25 protein-coding genes and 1 tRNA gene are annotated in these 24,438 nt (G+C 33.1%); 4 read left to right on the top strand and 22 right to left on the bottom strand.

Features of this window, described 5'->3' with window-relative positions:
• Position 1 precedes the first annotated feature (1 nt).
• Together AC37UB_RS05545 and map are read right to left on the bottom strand one after the other, a co-directional pair.
• A complete protein-coding gene (locus AC37UB_RS05545) occupies positions 2-940 on the bottom strand; it encodes a YihY/virulence factor BrkB family protein (RefSeq protein WP_117972580.1) in 939 nt (312 codons plus the stop codon).
• Between the two features lie 14 nt (positions 941-954).
• On the bottom strand, positions 955-1,707 hold the full coding sequence (gene map, locus AC37UB_RS05540; protein ID WP_117972579.1) for a type I methionyl aminopeptidase: 753 nt from the start codon (positions 1,705-1,707) through the stop codon (positions 955-957).
• Positions 1,708-1,856: 149 nt separating this feature from the next.
• Between map and AC37UB_RS05535 the strand changes: the two genes are divergently transcribed.
• Positions 1,857-2,303 carry a flavodoxin gene (locus AC37UB_RS05535; RefSeq protein ID WP_241699294.1) on the top strand — a complete coding sequence of 149 codons (447 nt, stop codon included), beginning with the start codon at positions 1,857-1,859 and terminating at the stop codon, positions 2,301-2,303.
• 31 nt (positions 2,304-2,334) lie between these two features.
• Here AC37UB_RS05535 and AC37UB_RS05530 read toward each other — a convergent pair whose 3' ends face one another.
• Complete coding sequence (locus tag AC37UB_RS05530) at positions 2,335-2,904, bottom strand: TetR/AcrR family transcriptional regulator (RefSeq protein WP_241699293.1); 570 nt, start codon at positions 2,902-2,904, stop codon at positions 2,335-2,337.
• 267 nt (positions 2,905-3,171) lie between these two features.
• Between AC37UB_RS05530 and AC37UB_RS05525 the strand changes: the two genes are divergently transcribed.
• Positions 3,172-4,410, top strand: a complete 1,239-nt coding sequence (locus AC37UB_RS05525) for an aminopeptidase (RefSeq protein ID WP_117972576.1) — start codon at positions 3,172-3,174, stop codon at positions 4,408-4,410.
• A 38-nt stretch (positions 4,411-4,448) separates the two neighbouring features.
• Here AC37UB_RS05525 and thiI read toward each other — a convergent pair whose 3' ends face one another.
• The 18 genes from thiI to AC37UB_RS05435 form a co-directional block, all read right to left on the bottom strand.
• Positions 4,449-5,666, bottom strand: a complete 1,218-nt coding sequence (gene thiI / locus AC37UB_RS05520; RefSeq protein WP_117972575.1) for a tRNA uracil 4-sulfurtransferase ThiI — start codon at positions 5,664-5,666, stop codon at positions 4,449-4,451.
• 13 nt (positions 5,667-5,679) lie between these two features.
• The gene (locus AC37UB_RS05515) at positions 5,680-6,831 is read right to left on the bottom strand and encodes a cysteine desulfurase family protein (RefSeq protein WP_117972574.1); all 1,152 of its coding nucleotides are present in this window, start codon (positions 6,829-6,831) and stop codon (positions 5,680-5,682) included.
• 121 nt (positions 6,832-6,952) lie between these two features.
• Complete coding sequence (locus tag AC37UB_RS05510) at positions 6,953-8,677, bottom strand: septation ring formation regulator EzrA (protein ID WP_117972573.1); 1,725 nt, start codon at positions 8,675-8,677, stop codon at positions 6,953-6,955.
• 416 nt (positions 8,678-9,093) lie between these two features.
• Entirely contained in the window at positions 9,094-9,486 is a 393-nt protein-coding gene (locus tag AC37UB_RS05505; protein ID WP_117972572.1) for an OsmC family protein, read from the bottom strand.
• 73 nt (positions 9,487-9,559) lie between these two features.
• Positions 9,560-10,387: a MetQ/NlpA family ABC transporter substrate-binding protein gene (locus tag AC37UB_RS05500; RefSeq protein ID WP_490685421.1), complete on the bottom strand. Its 828-nt coding sequence runs from the start codon at positions 10,385-10,387 to the stop codon at positions 9,560-9,562.
• Positions 10,387-11,064 (bottom strand): methionine ABC transporter permease, encoded by a 678-nt coding sequence (locus AC37UB_RS05495; RefSeq protein ID WP_117972570.1) that lies wholly within the window; start codon positions 11,062-11,064, stop codon positions 10,387-10,389. Before AC37UB_RS05495 ends, AC37UB_RS05500 begins: the two co-directional genes overlap by 1 nt.
• Positions 11,061-11,780, bottom strand: coding sequence for an ATP-binding cassette domain-containing protein (locus tag AC37UB_RS05490; RefSeq protein ID WP_490685420.1), 720 nt, complete (start codon positions 11,778-11,780; stop codon positions 11,061-11,063). The genes AC37UB_RS05495 and AC37UB_RS05490 overlap by 4 nt, the downstream gene beginning before the upstream one ends.
• 206 nt (positions 11,781-11,986) lie before the next feature.
• Complete coding sequence (locus AC37UB_RS05485) at positions 11,987-12,814, bottom strand: DUF72 domain-containing protein (protein ID WP_490685419.1); 828 nt, start codon at positions 12,812-12,814, stop codon at positions 11,987-11,989.
• Positions 12,815-12,879: 65 nt separating this feature from the next.
• Positions 12,880-12,965, bottom strand: a tRNA-Leu gene (locus AC37UB_RS05480).
• A 54-nt stretch (positions 12,966-13,019) separates the two neighbouring features.
• Positions 13,020-13,466 carry a SprT family protein gene (locus tag AC37UB_RS05475; RefSeq protein ID WP_242094112.1) on the bottom strand — a complete coding sequence of 149 codons (447 nt, stop codon included), beginning with the start codon at positions 13,464-13,466 and terminating at the stop codon, positions 13,020-13,022.
• Positions 13,467-13,479: 13 nt separating this feature from the next.
• Positions 13,480-15,648: a Tex family protein gene (locus tag AC37UB_RS05470; protein WP_117972566.1), complete on the bottom strand. Its 2,169-nt coding sequence runs from the start codon at positions 15,646-15,648 to the stop codon at positions 13,480-13,482.
• A 2-nt stretch (positions 15,649-15,650) separates the two neighbouring features.
• A complete protein-coding gene (locus tag AC37UB_RS05465) occupies positions 15,651-17,546 on the bottom strand; it encodes a hypothetical protein (RefSeq protein WP_490685418.1) in 1,896 nt (631 codons plus the stop codon).
• 82 nt (positions 17,547-17,628) lie between these two features.
• Positions 17,629-18,015, bottom strand: coding sequence for a DUF1149 family protein (locus AC37UB_RS05460; RefSeq protein WP_117972564.1), 387 nt, complete (start codon positions 18,013-18,015; stop codon positions 17,629-17,631).
• A 144-nt stretch (positions 18,016-18,159) separates the two neighbouring features.
• Positions 18,160-18,855: a hydrolase gene (locus AC37UB_RS05455; RefSeq protein WP_117972563.1), complete on the bottom strand. Its 696-nt coding sequence runs from the start codon at positions 18,853-18,855 to the stop codon at positions 18,160-18,162.
• Positions 18,856-18,913: 58 nt separating this feature from the next.
• On the bottom strand, positions 18,914-19,540 hold the full coding sequence (locus tag AC37UB_RS05450) for a glycoside hydrolase family 73 protein (RefSeq protein WP_117972562.1): 627 nt from the start codon (positions 19,538-19,540) through the stop codon (positions 18,914-18,916).
• A gap of 7 nt (positions 19,541-19,547) precedes the next feature.
• Positions 19,548-20,291: a M15 family metallopeptidase gene (locus AC37UB_RS05445; protein ID WP_117972561.1), complete on the bottom strand. Its 744-nt coding sequence runs from the start codon at positions 20,289-20,291 to the stop codon at positions 19,548-19,550.
• Between the two features lie 5 nt (positions 20,292-20,296).
• Positions 20,297-20,857 carry a hypothetical protein gene (locus AC37UB_RS05440; protein WP_117972560.1) on the bottom strand — a complete coding sequence of 187 codons (561 nt, stop codon included), beginning with the start codon at positions 20,855-20,857 and terminating at the stop codon, positions 20,297-20,299.
• A 122-nt stretch (positions 20,858-20,979) separates the two neighbouring features.
• Positions 20,980-21,942 carry an aromatic acid exporter family protein gene (locus AC37UB_RS05435; RefSeq protein ID WP_117972559.1) on the bottom strand — a complete coding sequence of 321 codons (963 nt, stop codon included), beginning with the start codon at positions 21,940-21,942 and terminating at the stop codon, positions 20,980-20,982.
• 121 nt (positions 21,943-22,063) lie between these two features.
• Here AC37UB_RS05435 and AC37UB_RS05430 point away from each other — a divergent pair, with 121 nt between their 5' ends.
• Together AC37UB_RS05430 and AC37UB_RS05425 are read left to right on the top strand one after the other, a co-directional pair.
• Positions 22,064-22,696: a hypothetical protein gene (locus AC37UB_RS05430; protein ID WP_117972558.1), complete on the top strand. Its 633-nt coding sequence runs from the start codon at positions 22,064-22,066 to the stop codon at positions 22,694-22,696.
• Between the two features lie 15 nt (positions 22,697-22,711).
• Positions 22,712-23,317, top strand: a complete 606-nt coding sequence (locus AC37UB_RS05425) for an FUSC family protein (protein ID WP_117972557.1) — start codon at positions 22,712-22,714, stop codon at positions 23,315-23,317.
• A 191-nt stretch (positions 23,318-23,508) separates the two neighbouring features.
• Here the strand turns inward: AC37UB_RS05425 and licT are convergent, their stop codons facing one another.
• On the bottom strand, positions 23,509-24,351 hold the full coding sequence (gene licT / locus AC37UB_RS05420) for a BglG family transcription antiterminator LicT (protein WP_117972556.1): 843 nt from the start codon (positions 24,349-24,351) through the stop codon (positions 23,509-23,511).
• Positions 24,352-24,438 lie beyond the last annotated feature (87 nt).

The following is a 24,438-nucleotide window of genomic DNA, read 5'->3' as shown; positions in this document are numbered from 1 at the left end:
ATTAACTAACTGAGTTTTCTTTCTTTTTTTCTTCTCTTTTTTCTTTTACTCGTTGCATCGTACTTTCTACGTAATTTCCAACAACACTTTCTTTTACGTTAATTGGTCCATAGAGAAATCTTTCGACGGTAACATTGATCACACCACCAATAATAATAATCGAAGCAGCAATATTTAGCCAAAACATAAAAAGGATAAATCCTCCAATAATACCATAGCTGGATATTTTACCTGAGAAATGTATCACATATAAACTAAAAGCTTGGGTCACTATCATCCAAGTAATAGTTGTAAATACTGCACCAAATAAAATGGTCTTAAAATGTATTTTCGCACTCGGTAAAAAATAATAAAGACACGTCATAACAACAAATAAGACAGAGATGGTCACTGGCCATCTCAGTGTTTGAAATGTTGATAATATGTTATCTGGTAACCCTAATATCGGAAGAAGGTGCTCCAATATTACCTGCCCAAACCCCATTATAAACATTAAAACTAATAGAGCTAACATCAATAAAAATACCATAAAAAATGATAATAACCGCCTAATAATTTGCGTTTTTTGCTTAGATACACCATATGCTTTATCTAAACTAATACGAATCCCATTAATACCTTTACTAATCGCCCAAAATGTTCCTACCGCAGAAATAGAAAGTAAACCACCATTACTCTTAGTCAACAAATCTTCTATCGTATCTTTTAAAAGACGATAGATATCTGGTGGTAACAACTCTCTAATATAAGGATAAATTGTGGCCTCATCGATTTTTAAATAGGGCAATATATTACCAATCACAATGAAGAGTGGGAAAAATGATAATAACATGTAATATGTTACAACAATGGAATAGATTGTAACATCGGCTTGTTTTAACGTCGCCATAAAATCCTTAACAAACGATCGCCAATCTTTCTTTTCTTTTATTTTTCCCATTCCGTGCAACGCTCCTATTCGTCTTGTAGTGTTAAAATTTTTGGACCGTCTGCTGTAATAGCAATTGTGTGCTCGTATTGACAGCTAAGTCCACCGTCTTTCGTTCTTGCAGTCCATCCATTATTATCCATCTTCATTTGCCAAGTTCCCGTATTAACCATTGGCTCTATTGTAATAACCATACCTTCTTTTAAACGTAACCCTTTTCCTGCTTGACCATAATGAGGGACAGATGGCGCTTCATGTATTGTTGGTCCTATACCATGTCCTATGAAATCTCGTACTACAGACAGGTTTTCACCTTCAACATACGTTTGAATGGCGTGACCAATATCTCCTATACGATTGCCGACTTTTGCTTGTTCAATCCCTAAATACAAAGCTTTTTTAGTAACTTCCATTAAGTTATCAATTTCAGGTGTTGATTTACCGACAACATATGCCCAACAAGAGTCAGACATCGCTCCTTTTAAATCAATACACATGTCTACTTTAATTAAATCACCGTCTTTTAATGGGGTTTTTCTAGGGAATCCATGACAAATTTCATCATTGATACTGCAACAAGTTGCATACTCATAGCCTTCGTATCCGATTTGAGCTGCAATTCCACCATTTTCTTCAATCATATTTCTGACAAATACTTCAATGTCCCAGCTTGTTACACCTGGTTTAATGAAATCTCTTAGTGCTTCATGGACACTAGCTAATAACTGACCAGACTTTTCCATTTCATCTATCTCTCTTGCTGATTTTAATGTAATCATATTTATTTTCGCTCCCTTTCATTCTTTGCTTTCTTATTCTAGCATAAACACACCCGTTCGACAAAACTCGCAACAGATAAATCTATTGAAAACTATCATTTATTTGTTATAATTTTCTTAGATGATGAATCATAGGAAAGAGGAAAATCATGGCTGTTGCTAAAATTGTTTATGCTAGTCTTACCGGAAATACCGAAGAAATTGCTGATATTGTTGCTGAGCGATTAGAGGATAAAGGCATTGATGTTGAAATTAATGAATGTACACAAGTCGATGCGGATGACTTTCTTGATGCTGATATTTGCATTGTTGGGAGTTATACTTATGATGACTTACTTGTTCCAGATGAAATTGCTGATTTTTATGACGACCTTTTAGAATTAGATTTAACAGGTAAATTATATGGAGTCGTTGGCTCGGGTGATACTTTTTATCCGTGTTTTTGTCAAGTTGTAGACCAATTTGATAAAGCCTTCCAATCAACAGGCGCAAAAAAAGGCGCTGAGTCAGTTAAAGTTGACTTAGCTGCCGAAGAAGATGATATTGTTGCACTTGAAGCCTTTGCTGATTCTTTAGTGCAACAATTAAATAATTAAGTAAAACAGGAAAATTAATTTTCCTGTTTTTTTATCTTGTTAAGGATACATCTGGGTGTTTCATCGATAAATCAATCAGGTTTTTTATTATCTTTTCAATTTCTTCGTTTTTTGGTTTAGCTCGTTTCGACGCTGCAAGAGAAGCTAACCCAACACTCATAACCCAGCAATTTATAAAAATAGCTTCTTTTACTGTATGGCTTAATTTACTATATTTTTCATCACTCGCTACTTTTTCATTAAATAAATCATGGGTAAACTCGTTTAATTGGTTACCACACTCATGTTCATCCACAAATAATGACTTAAAAAGGACGCTATGATCTGAAGCAAATTTAACATAATTGATCGATAAATCAACAATGCAATCACCTGTAAATCGGCGATCGTATACTTCTGATCTAATGTCTGATGTTACTCTATCAATAAAAACAGTTCGTAACTCATCCATGTTTTTAAATTCTAAATAGATAGGTTGTGTGGATGTCTTCATTTTATTTGCTATATTTCTTGCTGTAAATCCACTGAAACCTTCAGTTGAAATCACTTCATATACAGCTGATAAAATATGTTCTCGTGTAATTGTTTTCTTCCTTGCCACAAAAATCTCTCCTTTGTTCTTAATATGTTTATAATACGAACAATACGTGTCAAACTAAAGTTATTTAATTTAATTTTATTATAACATGAATTTATTATCCAACAAGTTAATCTATAAAAAAACATGGCTTTTTTGATACAAAAAAGCATCTTTTAACAATTAATTTTTGACTATGTTTTTATTTTTAAACAAGAATTGATTTTAAATTTGTTACAACACTCATCCTATGCTAAGATAATACTAATAATTTACTTGGAGGATGATAGTATGGTTTTAACTAATTTTGATCATTTATTACAAAAATATGCCGAATTAATCACTAAAGTGGGAGTAAATGTTTCTGATTCACACACAGTGGTATTAAATATACAAGTAGAGCAAGCACCACTAGCTCGTTATATTGTAAAAGAAGCCTATAAATTAGGGGCTAAACAAGTTGTTGTGCAATGGTCAGATGACACAATCAACAGAGAATTTTTCTTACACGCTGATGATGACGTTATTTCAACTGTCCCTGATTATAAGATAAAAGAAGCCAATGACTGGGTAGAAAAAGGGGCAAGTCGCATTAGTGTGGTTTCTCAAAATCCTGACGCGTTCTCTGGTGTAGATGGAGAACGTTTAGCTACTTTCCAATCCGTTAACGGAAAAGCAATGATGCCGCTCAGACAAGCGACTCAAGCAAATAAATTAAGTTGGACCGTTGTTGCAGCCGCTGGTAGTGACTGGGCTAAAAAAGTGTTCCCAGAGTTGTCTTCTAACGAAGAACAAGTTGATGCTTTATGGGACGCTATTTTCAAAGCATGTCGCATGTATGAAGCCGATCCAATTGACGCTTGGCATAAACATGATAAAACGTTGGAAACAAAAGCAGCTGAATTAAATGCTCAACAATTTGATGCCCTACATTACACTGCTCCAGGAACTGACTTAGTGATTGGTCTTCCTGAACATCATCATTGGGAAGGTGCCGGTAGTAAAAATGCACGTGGCGAACGTTTCATGGCGAATATGCCTACTGAAGAAGTATTTACTGCACCTGATCGTCGTCGAATTGATGGCGTTGTTTCAAGCACCAAACCATTAAGTTATGCGGGAAATACAATTGAAAATATGGTCTTTACTTTTAAAAATGGAAAAGTTGTTGATGTGACAGCTGAAAAAGGCGAAGATGTTTTGAAAAAATTACTAGAAACAGATGAAGGGGCTAAAAGCTTAGGTGAAGTCGCTCTTGTACCTGATAGCTCTCCAATTTCTCAATCAGGTATTACATTCTTTAACACATTATTTGACGAGAATGCTTCAAACCATTTGGCTTTAGGCAGTGCTTATGCTTTCAATATTGAAGGTGGTACTGAAATGACTGAAGATGAATTGGAAGAAGCAGGATTAAATCGTAGCCAAACTCATGTTGACTTTATGGTTGGTTCAAATAAAATGAATATTGATGGTATCAAAAAAGATGGCTCACGTGTTCCTATTTTTAGAAACGGCGAATGGGCATAACAAAAAAGAAGTGGACTTATCCACTTCTTTTTTGTTTTTTAAAATAAATCATCCATCTCTTGTGTACTAGTTTGTAAGAAGGTGTCGCTTGATTTAATTTCTTCACTGACAATTCCCTCTAAGGCTCTTTCAACTAATCCGTCAATATCCAATCGTTCTTCATATTTTCGAACTTTGTCTACCTTTGGTTTTGTTTTTGGTTCTGGTGGAGCAAAAATTGTGCAACAGTCTTCAAATGGTTGTGTCGCTAGAGTAAATGTATCAATTTTTTCTGCTATTTCAATGATTTCTGATTTATCCATCGTAATAACCGGACGAATGATTGGGGTTGTGGTCACATCATTTATCGCTAACATACTATGCATCGTTTGTGAGGCGACTTGACCCAGTGATTCTCCATTGACAATCGCTAATCCTTGACGTCTTTCTCTGATTTTATCCGTCAAGCGTAACATAAAACGTCTTGTCACTGTCATCCAATACCCTTGTGGAATCCCTCGTTTAATTTCTTCTTGAATTTCCGTAAATGGGACTGTAATAAATTGTATTTGACCGACATATGGCGTTAATTTAACGGCTAAATCTTTGGCTTTATTTAATGATTGCTCACTTGTATATGGAGGACTATAAAAATGGACTGCCTCTATTTCTACCCCACGTTTCATTGCCAAATATCCAGCAACGGGTGAGTCAATCCCCCCTGATAGCATCAACATACCTTTACCACTTGAGCCAACTGGTAACCCGGCAGCGCCATAAATCGTTTCACAAGATAAATAAGCCGCTTCATTACGAACTTCTACTTCCATACGAATATCTGGCTGAATCATTTTCACTTCAATGCCTTCTATGCCATGAAAAATAGCAGCTCCTACTTCTTTATTAATATCTTTACTATCCCAAATAAATTCTTTATCTGAGCGTCTGCTTTGTACTTTAAAGGTTTTGCCTGGTTTCCAAATATCCTTTACCATCTCGACTGCTGTTTGACAAATTAACTTAGTGTCTTTTTCTATCCGAACGACTGGTGAAAAACTTTGAATACCAAAAATAGGTTTTAATTGTTCCATAACCAATCGATCATCTTCACCATTTAAAATCAAATGCATCCTGTCTCTGTCTGCTCTTACTTTTACATTTGGGTAAGCATGCAAACTTTGTTTCACATTATAAGCTAATCGGTTAATAAAAATGCGTCTGTTTTTTCCTTTTGTTGATAACTCGCCATAGCGAATCATAATTTCTGTTGCTTTCATTTTGGGGCTCCTCTTACGAATAAATTTTCGAAAATTTGTTATACAATTGATTAAAAATAACTAAAAATTGCTCTACTTCTGCTATGGTATTCTGATGATTTAAACTGATACGAACGGCTGTTTCAGCAAAACGATGAGTCACTCCCATTGCATGAAGTGTACTACTATCTGTTTTTTGACGACTTGAACAGGCACTCGTTGTCGAAATATAAATATCTTTGTCTTCAAATGCGTGAACTAATACTTCGCCGCGGACTTTTTTTAACCCGAATGTTAAAATATGAGGGGCTGATGAGTCATCATCTAATGAAGAAAAAATTGTCACATGTTCGTACTGTTGTAATCCTGCTGCTAAGGCATTTTTTAGATGGCGCATTTTTTGTTCTTTCATCTCTTGATCATCTGTTGCAATACGCATTGCTTTTGCCATCGCAACAATCGCTGGTGTATTTTCTGTCCCACTGCGCTTATTATGTTCTTGTCCCCCACCAGTCAATAAAGGAGATAATTTTGCTCCACTTCGCCAATAAACAAATCCAATTCCTCTTGGCCCTTGAAATTTGTGAGCAGAACACGTCATGAAATCTACACGAGGGGTTAAAAATTTATCAACAGACAACTTAGTGATGGCTTGGACTGCATCAACATGATAATGAATCGATGGATAGTTTTCCAATAATGTACTAATCTCTTTAATCCGTTGAACCATTCCTACTTCACTATTTACTGCAACAGTTGATACTAAAATTGTCTCTTCAGTAATTAATTGTTCTAAGTCATGACAATCAATCATGCCATTTCTATCAACGGGACAAAAAGAGACTTTAAACCCAAGTTCTTCTAATTGTTTCGCTGTATTAGAAACAGATGGATGCTCCACACTCGACACGATAATATGATTACCAAAAGAGCGTTTTTCTATCGCTGTCCCCTTTATAACCCAATTATTTCCTTCTGTCCCACCACTGGTAAAAAAGATTTCAGAAGACTCTACCCCTAATATATCTGCTATTTGAACACGTGATTTTTCTAATAACACAGATGATTGTTGACCTAAACGGTGTAAGCTTGAAGGATTTCCCATAAAACGTTGACTGACTTTATTATAGGTATCTAACACTTGCGGATGAATCATGGTTGTGGCACTATTATCAAAATATATCATATCGTCACTCTTTCTTAAAAATTCCTTACCCATTATAACGCGCTACTATTAAATCATCAACTTTCTCTGATGACAAAATAAAAAACCAAGAAAACACGTTTGGCTTTCTTGGACTTTTTTCTTAGACTGTTGTCTCTTTATTATCAAAATAATATTTTCTAATACGTTCTGTTGCTCCTGGTTCGATTCGTTCAATCGCTTCAGAAATAACATCTAAAGCATCTTTGTATTGATGCTCTCTTGAGAATAAACTCAAACTGCGATCAATTGCGTGTTTTATATCTGGATGAGAGAAACGGAAACGGTTAGCGTACTGAATCATTTGCTCTGTTAAAGCGGCACTATCAATCAACTCATTCGTTTTTTCACGAAGCGTGCGCATGTCCTCATCACATACACCAACTAAGCGATCGATATGATTCATATCTATTCTAATTTTATTAAGCTCTTGGCTTAGTTCTTCAATTCGTTCTCCAGTTACAAAGAAAAATTCCAAGTAACTGCTTGGTATTCCAGGTAAGCGTTGTTTTTCAACATAACGTTTTAACATACGCAATTCTAATTCATAGTCATCAATTTTTTGGATAGTTTCACGTTCTCTAGGAGCAAAATCCTTAATAGAACGACTTATCTCAACTTGCCCGTTTTCAATGTCTTTCAATTGGGCTAGACTCTCGCGGTAAAAAGAAGCAACTTGTGAGAAAATCGCTTCTTTATTTTTCATTTGTTCTTCAGTTTCGTCAAATTCTTTTTGTATTTCTTCCATCTGAGCTTGGAAACCTCTGACGCTTCCCAATTCATTGTTATTTAAAATATAACTTTGAGAGACATGATCTAGTTCAATCATTAATAAATGATTGTTTTTATCGGCATGTTCCAATAGGCTTGTTAATTTTGCTTTATTGTCATTAACATAAACTCTTGAAGAAATTTCTTTTTCCATGATGTCATACAAATGATCAATTTCTTTAGCAATTTCAGTATTTAATTTTGAAACATTTTCAATTTCTAATTTTTCTAAATTAGATAATGTTGAGTCAACTTTTGTTTCTAGTTTTTCAACATTAACAGCCACTACGTCATTTTCAAATACATAGTGATCTTTCTTCAATGTTTCGTAGCCTTCTTTTATTTCCTTTAGTTGCTTTGGAAACACATTTGTTAGTGTTTCGACTAAAGGTGGAATTTGCTCGACAATTTTTTGGATTTCGTATGTTCTCTTTTCAGCGTTTTCTAATACAGTACGTGCTTCCATTGGATCACCAGCTGTATTTAATGCAACAAATTGAGTAAAATCGCGTTCAACATTTTGAATTTGTTTTTCAAGTTCACTATAAGAGACACCATATTTTTCAGGATTTTCAGACACTGTATTACTAATTGACTCATATGCATCTAAAGCTTTTTGAACAGCTTCGGAGTTACGTTCTTCACTTCCACGTAATTCTTTCAAGCCCTGACGGATTTCTTCAACTTCTTTTTCCATGCCAGTCAACATGTCATTAGCTTCTACAATGGCTTCTTTAACCTTCATTAATCGATAGGTCTCATTTAAGTTTTCAATTTCAAAAATTAGGCTTTCTAGCTCAGCAAAAGATATGGTAGATATATCAATCCATTTTTGGTTCCATTCCCTAAATGTGTTTTGGCTTTGTCCTACTAAGTGCATTTTCTTTACTTCGTCCACTTCTTCAATCACTGGCAGGTCGAATAACGCAATTTTACGTTTTTCTAATTCCTCCAATTTATCTTGATTTCTGCGCTTCATAAAGAACGCAACTAGGTAGGCAGCTACTGCTAGGATAATTACAAAAAGTAATACCCATAACCAGGTTTTAGTATTCATGAAATTTCCTCCATATATGTTTGTGACCACTACCCTTTCGACTCACCAGAAATACGAGGACTAAATGTCTATATTAAACACACTTAAAACCTCTTTTTCATACAATTGATCAATATATTAGAAAATTTACATCTAAGAAAGATTATAGCACATTCACTACTTTCTATCACTAGTTAATTCTAAAAAAGTCATTTTTTCATGCTTTGACCTTTAAAGTGCCTACTAATGATTCATGTTCCTGTTCAAGTATAACTTATCTATTTCAATTTTAGCAATTAAAAAGACAAATTTTATGTCTTTACTTATTCATAAGACATTTTTATAAGACATTTAGTTGAAATAAATAAAAAACATCCCAACGTCATGATGATATCTTCCACTCATTTCGTTGAGAATAATAAACTTAGTTAATATAGTTAAATAAATTTGATTGTCTCAGATACTGAGATAGCCGGATCAAGTGATTGTATAACTGGGCAATGTTTACTAATCAGTTTTAAAGCACGACGAGCTCTTTCTTGGTCTTCATCAGCTACTTTCACCTCAAATGTCATATCAATACTTTCAATAGGTTTACTTTGTTTTTCTTGATTTCTTGTATACTTCACTGATACTGCCTTAAAGGTGTACGATATGTTTGATTTATTCAAAATCGATTGATACACATATGCACCACACCCTGCGACAGATGCCACCAACATTTGGATGGGTGAATAGCCTTCTTCTTTTAGTAACACCCAGTTACCAGACTCAAATGGTAATTCTATCCCATTTTTTCCTTGAATTAATTCGATGGTTTCACTTGTCATATCTTTTCTCTCCTTTATCACGTTTTTAACTAGAAAATACCCCACCTTTCATCATATAAAAGGTGGGGACATATTAAAACGCTGGAATAGCTGTTTTACTATGTTCTTTCTCGATATATTCTTTAACTGATTTACTTGTCATAGCTTTTTTCAAAGCTTTAATTTTTTCAGATTGCTCATTGTCTTCTCTAGCGACTAAAGAAATCGCGAATCTTTCATCTACTGTATTTTCTAATAAAATCGCATCATCTGGTGCTAGACCAATTTTCGCAATATAAGCTGGGTAATTGTATACCATTGCAACATCTTTTTCATTGTAAGCTTCGGCTAAGTTAAGTAAATCAACTGATAAAAATTCTAGTTCTTTTGGATTTTTTTCGATATCTTTCAGTGTTCCATTAAAACCAACACCTTCTTTTAATGTAATCAATCCTTGTTCGTTTAAAATAGCAAGCGCACGACCTTCATTAGACACATCACTTGGAATGGCAATTTTAGCTTTTTCAAGAATCTCGTCAACTGATTTATAGTCTTTTGAATAATAACCAACTTTTGCATTATAGATTGGTTGAATTACGACTAAGTTTGCATCTTTTTCTTGATTAAATTTCATCATATATGGTTTGTGTTGAGCAAAATTCGCATCTACTTCTTTACTCTTTAACATTTCATTGTATTGGATGTTATCTGTTACTTGAACCAATTCAATATCCCACCCATCTTTTTTGGCTTCTTCTTTAGCTACATTGACAATATCAGTCATTGGTGGTGCCTGAGAAGCCACTTTGATGATTTTATCTTCTTTTGGTGTGTCTTCTTTTTTACTTTCTTGAGCTTTTCCACACGCCACTAACCCTAATGTTAACCCTAATAATACTGAATACTTTAAACTTTTTTTCATTATGACAACGTCCTTTTATCTAATTTTTTTGCTATTTTATACCCTACTAACTGAATTAACCCAACCAATACAATCATCATCACAATAGCCATCATCATGACCGTATATTCATAACGTTGATAGCCATATCGAATGGCGAAGTCTCCAATGCCTCCTCCACCGACTACCCCCATTACAGTCGAATAAGATACCAAACTAATTAACATTGATGTGGCACTTAATACAAGACCACTTCTTGCTTCTAACCATAAAAAATGAATCACTTTTTGCCATAAACTCACACCGAGTGAATCAGATAAAACCAACACACTATTTGGAATATCTAGTAGTACTTGTTCACAAAGTCTAGCAAAGATGGCAATCGCCACTAAACTTAACGATACTGAAGCTGACTTTGGACCAAATCCTGTTCCCACAATTATTCTAGTGAGTGGAATTAACATCACGACCAATAATAGAAATGGAAATGAACGAATAATATTGACATAACTGGAGGTCAGATGATATACCAACTTTTTTTGCCACGTTTCTTTTCCTCGGCATAAAAATAAACTCGTCCCTATTATTAAGCCTAGTAATGACCCAATCATCATACTGACACCAATCATATATAGTGTCTGTCTAAGTGCCAACATTAGTTCTGGAAAATAAATCATCGCATGCGATATAGAGGTCATGTTGTTAACCTCCTGAATGCTTTTTCAGGATAAGATGCCAACAATTCATCTTTACTATGATGAGTCACAGTGACAATACGACTAATACTTCCTTTATCTAAAATCAAACACTCCTGACAAAATGTTTTAATTTTATCCAAATCGTGACTAACAAACATAATGGTAGGTTGATACTCTGTGTGAACTTCCGTCAATACTTGTAAAATCAACTGTGCATTATACTCATCTAGTGCACTGGTTGCTTCATCTAATAAAATGTATTTAGGTTTTGTCACTAACGCTCTCGCTAACGCGACTCGTTGTTTTTGCCCACCACTTAATTGAGAAGGATAGGTTGTTTCATATCCTGAAAGACCTACTTTTTCTAACCAATAGATAGCCTTTGTAACATCTTTTATCCCTTTTAATTTTAATGGCAGATGAATATTTTCAAGTATCGTCAAATTGTTTAGTAAGTGATACTCCTGAAAAATCATACCCATTTCCTGTTTTAACATACGCTGCTGACTTTTAGTCAATGTTTCACAGTGTACCCCATCAATAACTAATTCTCCGTCATCAATTGGTGTAGTTAAATTTAAGATACTTAATAGTGTGGACTTTCCCGAACCACTTTCTCCCACTATTCCATAAATAACGCCTTCATTTATTGTTAAAGTGATGTCTCTTAAATGAAAGTCACCAAATGATTTTCTCACTTTTTTTAATTGAATCACTTTTTCGACTCCTTTACGTATACGTTACTACCTATCGACATCACACATAGTAAGGGCTCTCACGGAAAAATGCAAAATTATCACAAAAAATAAGAGAGTAACTTTTTAGCTACTCTCTCATATCAACAAAAAACATTGATATCACCGCATGTTGATTTAATGTATTTGTTTATTATAGAAACAATTTTGTCTTTTTGTGAATTTTTTTAAAATAAATTTAATTGCGTCGGATTCAACCCTTTATAATCAATGGCTAACATATTTTTTAAAGTTAAGGCATTCTCACCTGCATCTCCCCCTGAATTATTATTAAACACAACAACTATTTTTTTAGCTTCTATTTGTTTAATGTCCTTTGCCAATTCGTTTAACTCACTATCTGAATAACGATAGAGCGTTCTCTTTTTTCGCCAATCTCCTGATTTTTCTGTCCAGTAGCGTTTATTTCTTCCATGTAATCTCAAATAAGCATAATCTTTTGTAGTTACTTTAGGTAAAAATGGCACCGAGTGATGAGCGACTTGTGGTTCATCTACTGTCACTAATGTGTAGTGATACTGTTTCATAAACTCAATCATATCTTGTTTGACAGAGTCGTTGTACCATGTGCCACTTCGAAATTCGATTGCCATAGGAAACTCTTTGAATCGTAATCTTAACTTACGAAGATACTCCACATTTGGTTTATTACAAATAAAAAAACTCGGAAACTGACACAATATCGTTGATAATCGATTTTGTTGAATCAAAGGCATTAAAAACAATTTAAATGCGTCATCCATCTCTTCTTCACGTTGATAAAACTCTTCTATTTTAGCGTGTTTCGTCATGACTTTGAACGCTTTGACACTAAATGAAAAACTTTCAGGTGTCTCATCTACCCATTTTTGGCTAACAGTTGGTTGTTTAATCCCATAAAAAGAGGTATTCATTTCTACCACTGGAAATAAAGACGCGTAGTCAGATAACGCTAAAAATGATTTGTTCAATAATTTCCCATGCTCTTTAAATGTGGTTAGACCTATTTCTATCAACTTTTCTCATTCCTTCTCGTCTATAAAAAAAGTACCAGATCAATAGATCTGATACCCAATCAATATGCGAGAAAAGGGACTTGAACCCTCACGAAGAATACTCTTCACAAGATCCTTAGTCTTGCTCGTCTGCCAATTCCGACATTCTCGCTAATCGTAGTATTATTTTACCATATAATACTTAGTCGTCGCCACTATATTTTTATTATTTTGTTAAATAAATTAATTTCCCACCACACTGGCAACGATACTTTGCCAAATTTAAACGCTTCTTTCGTTGAAACTGTTTATGACATTGACAACATTCAATCATGTAAAACTTTGATTGTTTCTTCTCACAAAGTGGTGGTGTAAATCGTAACCCAGCAACGTGGTTTAATAACTCTTTAAACTCTTTGTCTTTATGTTGATAACCCTTATTCTCTAAATGAAGATGATAATGACAGAGTTCGTGCTTAATAATCCCTATCAGTACTCGTTCATCATAAACCACTAATATTTTAGGATTAAAATCTAACTGGTGGGAGTCTAAATGATACCGTCCACCAGTTGTTTTTAACCGTTTATTAAATGATGCTTGATGACAAAATGGTTTACCAAAATACATTAGAGACGTTTTTTCCACCAAAGACTGTAATTCACCATCATTCATCTAAAGATTCTCCTTATTTTTGAGTTGGATCAATCATTGTCAATGTGATGCGTTGTTTTTGGACGTCTACATCTACTATCCACACTGTCACAACATCTCCAACTGCCACGACATCTGTTGGATGCTTAATGTATGATTGGCTTAATTTTGAGATATGAACTAAACCATCTTGTTTCACTCCAATATCCACAAATGCACCAAAATCAACCACATTTCGGACTGTTCCTTCTAATTGCATCCCGGGTTTTAAATCTTCCATTTTGAGAATATCTTTTCTTAAAATGGGCGCAGCTAAATCATCACGCATATCTCGTCCAGGTTGTCTTAGCGCACTGATTACATCTTCTAGTGTTTCTTTACCAACTGATAATGTCTCACTCATTTGTTCAACAGATACTTTTTCTAATTTCGCATTTGTTTCCTCAGTCCCAATTTCTGATATATCAATCGCTAGTTCTTTTAATAATTGTTTTACTAATCCATAACTTTCAGGGTGAATACCTGTTGTATCTAAAATATTTTTAGCATTTGGAATACGTAAAAATCCGATTGATTGCTCATAGGCTTTTGGTCCTAGGCGTGGTACTTTTTTCAGGCTAGTACGGCTAGTAAATTCACCGTTTTCTTCGCGATAAATCACAATGTTTTTTGCCGTTGTTTTATTTAATCCAGCCACATGCTGTAAAAGTTGGGCACTTGCTGTATTAACATTTACTCCAACTTGGTTAACAACCATTTCAATAACGAAATCAAGTTTTTCTCCTAAGCGTTTTTGTGAGACATCATGTTGGTATTGCCCCACTCCTACTGCTTTTGGATCAATTTTTACTAATTCTGCTAATGGATCTTGCAAGCGGCGACCGATACTAACAGCACTTCGTTCTTCAACTTGTAAATTTGGGAATTCTTCTCGTGCCGTATCACTAGCTGAGTATACTGATGCTCCTGCCTCATTAACAATCACATAAAAAACAGGACGTTTCATTTCTTTCAAGCACTCTGAAACAAATGCTTCTGATTCACGGCTAGCCGTCCCGTTACCGATTGCCACCATTTCAACTTTGTATTCCTCTAATAATTTAATGAACTCCGGCTTAGCTTCTTCACGTTTTTTGGCATTAGCTGGTTTATGTGGATAAATCACATGAACAGCCAATAGTTTACCTGTTGGGTCAACAATAGCTAGCTTACATCCTGTGCGATAAGCCGGGTCAAACCCTAATACAACTTTCCCTTTTAAAGGGGGTTGTAATAATAAATTTTTTAAATTTTCACCAAAAATAGTAATGGCTTGTTCATCTGCTTTTTCAGTCAATTCATTCCGTATTTCTCGTTCAATTGCCGGTCCTATAAATCGTTTATAACTATCTTCATAAGCTGAGCGTATATAAGGTGTTGCAATACTTGTCTCACTCTTAATTAAGTGACGTTCGAAATACTGGTATACTCGGTTGCTATCTATTTCAATCGCAACTTTCAACACACCTTCCTTTTCACCACGATTAGCCGCAAGTACTCTATGTGATACCATTTTTTTCATTGGTTCAGAAAAATCATAATACATTTCATACACACTTTTCTCGTCCAATGATTTATCTTTTACTTTTGTGGTATAAAGACCTGTTTGTTTCGTCATATTACGTAACCATTCACGGTAAGATGGCTCATCACTAATCACTTCAGCGATAATTTCATGTGCTCCAGATAAAGCTTCTTCAGATGTTTTAACTTCTTCATTAACGTATTTAGCTGCTTCATCTTCAACGGACCCATTGCTTGGAAATGTCAATAGCCAATCAGCTAGCGGCTCAAGACCATTTTCTTTTGCAATGGTCGCTTTAGTTCGACGTTTTTGTTTAAAGGGACGATATAAATCTTCCACTCGTTGCATTTTTTTAGCAGCGTTAATTTTTTTCTCTAAATCTTTCGTTAATTTTCCTTGTTCACTGATTAATCGAGTAACTTCTTCTTTACGTTTGACTAATCCCTCAATATAAGCATGGCGTTCTTCAATTTCTCGAATTTCTACTTCATCAAGACTTCCCGTTTGTTCTTTACGGTAACGTGCAATAAAAGGAACCGTATTTCCTTCACTTAATAAGTGCAACACGGTATCGATTTGTTTTCTTTTTATATTGGGTAACTCTTTTTCTAAAATATCAAAAACTTGTGTATCTTGCATAATTATTCTGCCGTCTCCCTATCAAAAAAATGTTTACTTGATTTAAAATAACGTCTCTCTAAATAAGCAGATAACGCTTGGTACGCTTTTAAGCGTAACTTAATTTCCTTATCCATCATAACATATTTTTTCGACAGTAATGGTATCTTGACTAGATTTTCTAGTTCTACAAAGAATTCATTCGCTTCAGATATATAATGCTTACTCCAATTGAGTTCACTTTTACCAGTATCATTGACTTGCATGATATTAGCTTGATACCATCGATACTCCAAAAATTTTAATGATAACCGATATGCCCGGTACTCTTCGACTGGAACCTTAACGTCTTCAACTTCAGCATCATCTGCTTGTTGAAATAAGTCCAAAATATCATCTTCATCGTATCGTATTGCTTGTTCTTCTTCTATTTTTTCCTCATTTATTAAATCTGTCCCTTCGCTGTTATCTTCTTGTTCTTCAACTAAAGTCTGATCAACAAACTGTTGGAGATAAGCAACACGATCACTTAAACGATTAACCTCTTTTAATAATTGTCTCATCTCATTTTGATAATAGTTTTTTTCTTCACTTAATTTCTGATTTAATTCTTTTAAATTAGTTAGATCATTTAACATACTGGATGTATCTAGTTCGTATTTATTATGTTGTTCTTCAAGTTGTTGTTCCATTCCTTGGCTTTTATCAATCCACTCTTTTAATTTTTTTTCTAATTGCCAATACGATTTTTTTTGTTCTTCCAACGTTCTTAAGACATTGTCTTTTTCAACTGATTCTTGATCTAATTTATTTTTTACTGAATGATTTTCTTCTTTTAATTCATCAATTAATAAATCAGATTCTGTCTTTTCACTCACTAATTCATCAATTTTAGCTTGCAATTTAAAGGAATCATTTGATACTAATACTAACTGTCTTTCTTGTTCCGCAATTTTTTCCTCAAATTCTTTCATATCAAGTTGGGCTTGATTGATTAATTGTGCTTTGTCATCTTGTTCTTTTTGATATAGATTTTTTAATGTTGAATTTTCTGTCTCTAATTCTGTCAATTTTAGCTGTAAATCTTTAATTTCATCGACTTGTTTATTTTCAGATATAGTTAATTGCCGATTTTTTTTTGATGTTTCATTCAGCGTTAAACTGAGTAGGTTATTGTTATGTTGCAACTCGCTAATTAAATGTTTAGCATTTGTCAATTCGTTTGACAGGATGGAATAACGTTGATGACTTTCGTCATTTTTAGTTGGGTAAATATCTTCTAATTGTTCTTTTTTAGGTAGTATTTTATTATCTTGAAAAGTATCTACATACCGCAATAAGTCATTATTTTCTTTTTCAATAATATCTAGTTGCTCCATTAATATTTTTTGTTCTTTATCTCGTTCTTTACTCCACTGATTCACTAAAGCGTCTTGTTCCACCACTTTTTTTTGTAATGTATCAATGATTTTATCTTGATCATCTAAAATATTAAAATTCATTTTATTTGACTCATTTCCTGTCTGAAAAACAGGTTGTACCATGTCACTAGATTCTATAGTATTATATGGAGCAGTCAATAATTCCTGAACTGCTTTAAAAAAATGTTTAATTTCAATATCACTTAGTAATGCTGAAACGCTGAAAGAGATGTACAATTTAATTATTCCATTATCATTAATATGATAAAATGCTCTTTCTATTGGATAGATAGATAACACAGAACGCCATCTACGAAAAAAGACAGTTAACCTTTTATCAATTTTATAGAAAAAAATAGGATCGAATAATATTTCTAATTGGTTGGTCATAGATCCTGATGGTCGATTTTTTTCTATTACGGTAATTGATTTTTTACGGGGTTTCTTTTTTTCTTTTTTGAACAACCGCATACTAATTTTCCCCTGGTCACTTTTCATTATATTACCTCCGTTTTTTATCAACTCGCTTACAATGATACTAAAAAAGTGTTGTTAGACCACAACACTTTTTTAGACTTATTTAGCCTTCTTGAGAAAAGTTAAGTTGTACACCAGGTTTGTCTAACGCAATCTCGGTTACTTCATAAGTTAATCGTTCAATCAAAACGAATAAAGGTTGTACCAAAGTGTTCACTTCTTCTGAAGTTAAATCTTCAATTTTATCTACTTTTCTACCTACTGTTTGAACAAATTGAGCGACATCACCACTAATGGCAACATTATCTAATATAATTTTAAATTCGACTCTCAACCCTAAAATCGAGTTGTTTTCTGCATCAATGGTCATTTCATCTGTAATTTCAAAAGGATTTAAACTTACATTAATAGATGTTTCTTCAGAATGATCTTGAGGTAATGCATCATAATGATATGACTGTACAAATTCTTGTTGTCTCTTTAATTCCATTTTATTCTCTCCTAAATATGTCACTATTTAATAAATTCTTTATAGTTATCTTATCTACCTTTTATATTCTACACGAATTTTTCTTAGATTTAAATCTAAATCTAAGTTCATTTATACATTAATTCAATTAATTGATTAAAAAGGCTAGTCTTCATTACTGTCTTCACGTTCTATTGCTCGATAATTCTGCATTTTTTTACTAAATAACATACCGTTTGAAGGTGGTGTATAAGTAATAGCATTCGCTCCAGCTTCAATGGTTTCCATAATTGATTCTTCCGTTGGTCCTCCTGTTGCCATGATAGGAAATAATGGGTATCTTTCTCGAATCATTCGAACAATATGAGCAGTGTGTTTACCACCGCTAACATTTAAAATCTGAACACCAGCTGCAATCTTTTCATCAATGTCGGTAAATTCCGATGTTATTGTTCCAATAATGGGGATATCAATGATCTGTGAGATATCATAAATTGTCTCCTTAGGTGTAGGTGCATTCACAACGACACCTAGAGAACCATTTGCTTCTGCAAACATACTCATATTAACTGAGCGATTTCCTTGAGTTAAACCACCACCAACACCCGAAAAAACAGGAACATCTGCTGCTTCAATAATTGCTTTAGTAATCGTTGGATGTGGTGTAAATGGGTAAACGGCTATCACAGCATCTGCATCAATATTACGAATAATAGCTATATCAGTTGAATAGCAGATTGATTTAATTCGTTTTCCATAAATTCTTATTCCTGAACAATTTCGAATGACGTTTGGGACATTGATTAAATCTTTTCTTAAATTTGTGACAATTTCAGGGGCAATACGTTTTTCTCTATTCATAATTATTTCTCCTCCATAAATAAATTGAACTTTAATCAAAATATTAAAGTTCAATTTATCAATCATATTGATTTAAATGATGTTCTTCAATGAGAGATATTAACTTATCAGCATAGCCTGGATCTGTAGCATATCCAGCAACTTGTAAAGCTCTAGCTGCAGTCTGATAATCATCTGCTAATAACACCCCTTGATATAAATAAGGGTCCCAATCCACGCCTTGTACAAACAACAACGTATGATCTCTAATACAATCAGACCAACTAGCATATACTTTAAAGTTTGCTTTAATAGTTTCCCATTTACCATCTTTATACTCTTTTGTTTCAAGTTTTACTGAATGATCATTGGCACTAAAAGACTTAATACCAAATAAATTATTATATTTAGCACTTAACTCACTTGTTCCCCAATCTGATTCTAAAATAGCTTGAGCTAAAACAATACTTGGCATAATACCATGGCTAGCTTGCATCTCTTTAGCAACCGGAACAATTTCTTCAATAAAAGCCTGTTTATCTGTAGAATTTGACACATCTGATTGCGTCATTGGAGTGGTATCACTTAATCCTCTTAGACTTAATAAAAAAACAATTAATCCAACCATTAAAAGTAACAAACTTAGTATTAAGGGTAACGTTACTTTACGTTGATTGCCATATCTTCTTGTATATTTTTTCGCCATAAATTACCTACTTTTTAATCATTTCAACATATTCTTCTAGCGACAAGTTGTGTTTTTTCATATATAAGGCATTAGCTTTACCGACATAACGAATATGCCATGGCTCATAATTAATACCTGTTATTGACTCTTTACCTTTTTCATAGCGAACAATAAACCCATATTGACAAGCATTTTCTTCAATCCACTTTCCAGCATCTGTATCACCAAATTCACCTTCTAGCATATTACCTTTGTTGTACCAATCTTGATCCAAAATATCAATAGCTAAACCAGTATGATGTTCACTCAATCCTGGTTCTGTTAAATATTCCATTGCTTTTTTCTTTGCTTCTTCATCAGAAAAGCCTTGTGCTTTATAGCTTGCAATGTCTCGCTCTACAATCGCCCTTTGTTCTGCTACGGATCGATAGCCTGAGATAGTCACTATTTTAAATCCTTTTTTGTCAGCAGCATTCACCATTGCATTAAATGTACCAAAGATACGACTATCAATTTTTTCACCATTAGGTAATTCTTTTAAATTAGTTGGTTCTTTTTCAATCTTATTATCTTTATTAACTAAAATAAGATCCCAATCTGTTGCGTTTCCTGGATACGTCTCATCTGATTTTGCTGTAGATTGAACTGGCTCTTTTATCTGATCTGTTTGAGTTGTTTTTTCTACTACTTTTTGGTTATCCCCAACTTTAACCCATAATCCCAGTGCAATAAAACAACTGATAATACCGATGAATATTTTTTTAGCCATGAATACTAGTCATTTCCCTTATGTTGAGTATTTTCTTCTGCATAAGTATCTGTCAAATTTTCATCTAGCCATTCAATTAAATCAACTTTTGATTCCTCTATTTGTTGTTGGACAATTCCTGGCATAAAGAATTCTAGTATGTCATCATATCCCCATTCACCATAATTCATCACAACACGTAGAACAACTACATGTTTTTGTGGGACGTTTAACAATTCTCTATCACTAAAACGCTGTTGGGTAATTAATTCAACTTTTGCTACACCTGATTTAATCCATGTATTAGCAATCACTGTTTTTAAACGTTTATATTCGACACTTGCATAATTTCTTTTTTCTGGAAACATAATTGTCTGACTGACAATTTTTTGGATCAACATCCATTCATAGTCAGAAAATAAATTTTTAATCTTTTGCATCTTATCATTTGGTAACTGTACTAAACCTTTTTTCCAATCTGACCATATCTCTATAGGTAGTTCTAAAATATTTTTACAAAAGGTGTCTTCACTAATAAATTGATCTCTTATACGATCTAACATAATATTAACCATTGCTTGATGCATATACGTCATCCTCTTTCTTATCTATTAAATCAACTAAATAATATAATATCTCTTTTCATTCTACTATATTTAATAAAACTTTTGAATCAAATACATCATTTACCTAGACAAGTTTAGAAAAACTACAACATTTTTTCATTCATTTGACTAAAGTTTACTTTAATATCAATAAATGTTTGAATTTGTAATAACAATTGATATAATTTCGCACGGTTTTCAAATTCTGTTCGTGATGTTGGTAATGATTTTGTTTCATACATTTGGAATACTTCTAATACATCTTCTTTTAAAGATAACGCATTATTGTCTTCAGCATAAGTTTCTGCGATATTTAATAGTAACGTTTCCACACTTTCTGCGACATCTTTATCGACATCAATTTGTTTAATTAACTCATTCATATCTTCTAATGTTTCAAATTGACGTAATCTCATATCAAAATAACTTAAGTAATACTCATCTTGTGATAACAACTGATTTTCCATATGACGTTTTGATAATTGCTTTCCCTGTTTAATCGATTTAGATAATCCTTCAAGTAAAGCATTACATTCATTTTCTACATCTTTTCTATAAAGCATCTCTGAAAACTGCATCAATAATTTTTGGATTGTTTTATCAACTACCTGTTTATTTTCTTCGATATCTTCTTTTACACTAGGCATATGTAAATTAGCAATAAGTGCTAAGGTCACCCCGATAAACAACAAACCAAATGCATTAAAAACTAACCACGGAGCCATTGATTTTTCATTTAAAAAATGAGTCATTAGAACTGAATTGATTGGGACAATTTCAGGCATTTTCCATTTACCAGCAATCGGAATATAAAATAATAATAGCAAACAATAGGCTAATGGATTATATCCTATTACGTGATACCAGAAATAAGCCATAATTGTTGCTAGCATAAATGCTAACAGCCTACCAAGTCCTATCTTAACAGATGAACGTTTCGTATTTGTCACACTTAAAATCGCCACGACCCCTGCTGTTGAGGCGTATTTAAACCCCAAATAGCTTGCTAACCAAATCCCGATAGATGCTGTTAAAGCAGTTTTTATGGTACGTAATCCAATTTTCATATTATTCCTCTTTTCACACTTTATCCTTACTCTATTTAAAGTCAAAATTTGTTTCCCGTCAAATACTAGAAAAATACTTCTCTTTCGTTTATTATAGGGATATATTGAGGAGGGTTACTCTATGACACGTATTAAACCATTTTTAGTCATATTTTTATTTTTGTTTACTTTAAGTGCGTGCGGTATTACACAAGAATTGGATCAATCAGTCACCGTCACAAAAAATATCAATCAACAACTAAAAGAAGAAAAAGCAACTATTTCCTCTTTAAATACACTTATTGAAAATTTTTCAACAACCTATGATAAAGATATCCATGAAAAAAAAATAACCAATATTTTAGGTAATGAAACAAGCAGTCTAAATAAAAGTTATGAAGAACGTGAAAAATTATTATCGACTTTAAAAAAAGATAATAAACTAATTAAGTCCTATAATAAAGAACTAAAAAATATTATTTCCAAAAAGGCAGTTGATGTAGATAATACTAAATTAGTGTCAATTCAGGGTAGTTTAGAGATTATCATCAATAATATTGAATCTCTTCAGCTTTATATTGAAACTAGTTTATCACAAGAAAAAAAATTATATGATGACGTAGCAAATGAGACAGCCGATGCTTTATTCTCTGCTATTGATAGAGCAAATGGTGCAACTTTAATCGTCACAAATGAAACGTTACAAAATATGTCGTATACCACTAAATTAATAAATGATTACCAACGTTCCGTTCCGACAAATCATAATAAATAGGAGAATGCTCATCAGATGGTTATTGGAAAATATCGAATTGGCTTGCGAACACTTAAAACCTCAATTGCTGTTATGTGTTGCATTATTTTTTTTCACTTAACACATCGTGGTTCCCCAATGGTAGCCACACTAGCTGCTGTTTTTGCTTTACGTGAAGATATGTCAACCACCATGAGTTTTGGAAAATCAAGAATACTTGGCAACACCATTGGCGGAATTGCTGGAATTTTATACTATATTTGTTTACTAAAACTCCCTAATCAATCCATTGGAGAAATCTTCCTTGTGCCATTTTTTGTTTTAGTCACCATTACTGTCTCGACTCGTTTAAAAAATCAAAAAGGAATTATTGGTGGTGTCGCGACATTATTGTTCTTATGCTTCTCTATTCCCAAAACTAGCTCTTTTACATATGCTATCGACCGTGTCATTGATACATTTATTGGAACGCTGTTTGCTATCTTATGGAACTATCTAATAAAATCACCATTAGAAGATAAAGAAGAAACCTTAGAAGAAAAGAAAGAAACCTTAGCTAAAAAGAAACAGGATATTAACATTTTAGAACAAGAAATTCAAGCACTAGAAAAAAATATCCCACCAGATAACTCATTAGATTAACGAATAGAAAATAAAAAAGTAGTCTCTTAATATAAGAGACTACTTAGACTGTAGACAAAGTATTGACAAATTTCGATACTTTGTCTTTTTTGATAAAATAGAGAAACGGAGTGACTATTAATGTTGAAATAGTAAGACATGGGTAGTTAGTTTGTCTTCAATCTGAAAGAATAAATACTTGTATTCCTTCTTTATCCTTTATTATCATCCATTACCTTATTGATATGAATCGTTAAATAGATTATTTCTGATTGATTAATGGGAACATCATACTTAGTTAAAAGATAGTCTTTCACCCTTAAACTACATTGAAAGGCTTTTGGGTATTTTGATTGAACTAATTCATACAAAAAATCATCTGTTTCCTCACTTAATTCATTATTTATTATTCGTTGAACAAAAAATTGAATATGAGTCACCATTCTTTGATAGTTTGTTGAGTGTTCATCAAACTCGTATCCAACATATCGTCTAACAATATTTAATATATTTTTGACAATCTCTGTGTTTTTCATTGTTGTTGCCATATCTTGATAATCTGTCACACTATTAGCTAAATGTAGTGCAATCACACCTGCCTCTTCTTCTGTCATGTCCGCATTTAGCTTATCCTTCACAATTTCAACCGCTTTTAAAGCAACTTTAAATTCTTTGGGATAAAATTTTTTTATATCAAATAATAATGGATTAGGAAGTGAAATCTTCTCGCGAGCCCGTTCTATAGCATAAAACAAATGATCAGTTAAACTTAAATAAGATTTCTCAGAGTAATTATAACCAATTTCTTTTTCTGCTAATAACATAATCTCTTTAGATACTTCGATGATATCTGGTGGTATTTTTTCGACCAATTTTTCCATCTCTTGTCTTTCGCTTCCGAAATGATTAACAAACATCTTATCAATAGCAATTAAAGATATTTTATCTCCAACTTTTTTATTAAATGCGATGCCTTTGCCCATCACAACTACTTCTTGAGATTCTTTATTATCAGAAATTACCACATTATTATTTAAAATTTTTTTTATAATCATCTCTTGTGTCCTTTTCTTAACCCAGTGATATTATCATTAATCCTTATTTTATTATACATCCTATAAATGTTTTTTTACAGAATTAAT

This window comes from Vagococcus changpingensis (genome assembly GCF_058211775.1).
Note: the sequence above shows the minus strand (reverse complement) of the source record. Positions and strands in the feature narration are given on the sequence as shown.